Here is a 1,068-nt window from a genome sequence, read left to right as displayed (position 1 = left end):
AAGCGTTAGCGAAGTACCGAAGCGAAGCGTAGTGCGGAATGCCCCGACCCTTGCGTTAGCAAGGGGCACGCCCAAAACAAATATAATCTATCAAATTACTTTAATTCAAAAACGTATTGTGTTCTTTTCTGCTGCTGAAAATAGTTCATCAATCTGCTCTTGTATCTTAATAGTTTTAGCAATACAAGTTGCCATTTTACAGTAGTGGGTTGGGTTGCTTAAAAGTTTGTTTTTGCGGTCTTTTAAGTACTTTTGCATCACAGAATAACCACCAATTTGGTAGTTCCAAATGTCAGGAGTGATGTTATCAAAATACTTATCAGAATTGATATAAACGCACGCTTCTTTTTCTATATACGTAATTTTTTCAATGGTATCATTATCGCCTTTTCCATTGTATTTTGAAATAGGGATATTCAACGATGAATGTTTGAGTAAGTGCAGTTCAGCCAAAGTTTCTCCAAATTCAGATAATCTTTGAAAGAGGTTTTTATCGGATGTAAATGGAATTCTAGGAAAGTCAATTTTGAGAAATGTAGCATACTTTTCTCTGTATATGTTGCTGTAAAGAATAGCGTAGACATAATAAAGGATTTGTTCGGGCTTTAATCGGTTACCGTAGTGGTTTTTTAGTATTTTGTAGATATTTTCGGCTATATTAGGTTCGGGGTCATGTTGGGGTGGGCTAAATAGATCACCGTTCCCTCCATTGCCATTATTCGGTAAGATATACAGCGGATATATATATGCTATTCCTTTATTACTTAGGGTAATCCTACTCTCTACCAGAGTATCCACAATGAAAGCATGATTAAAAACGCCTTCAGCTACTTGCCTTACACTAACTAATCCAAGATTATGATTGATTTTTACCATACACTTCATCACATCAAATCTTGTTCGCTCCACAATCCATTTTGAATAGCAGATCCATCTTTTGTCAAAAGGGCGGTAATAAATTGGGATTAAATAATCTTCCCAATTGTTAATCTTTTGAAATTCAGCTCTAAACTTTTTGAGTTTGAAAGTAGCGGTATCTTTTAGGTTGAATATCTGTCTTATTAAGTC

At 35.2% G+C, this 1,068-nt stretch carries 2 protein-coding genes; one reads left to right on the top strand and one right to left on the bottom strand.

The features are described from left to right. Positions 1–205: hypothetical protein (locus NZ519_14000; protein MCS7029865.1), on the top strand; the 205-nt coding region annotated here is incomplete at its 5' end. Here NZ519_14000 and NZ519_13995 read toward each other — a convergent pair. Beyond that, positions 106–1,068 (bottom strand): DNA methyltransferase (locus tag NZ519_13995; GenBank protein ID MCS7029864.1); only part of this gene is annotated, 963 nt, incomplete at its 5' end. The genes NZ519_14000 and NZ519_13995 overlap by 100 nt on opposite strands.

This window comes from Bacteroidia bacterium, from assembly GCA_025056095.1.
In the GTDB taxonomy this organism is placed as follows: domain Bacteria; phylum Bacteroidota; class Bacteroidia; order JANWVE01; family JANWVE01; genus JANWVE01.
This window is presented reverse-complemented; position numbering and strand designations above follow the sequence as displayed.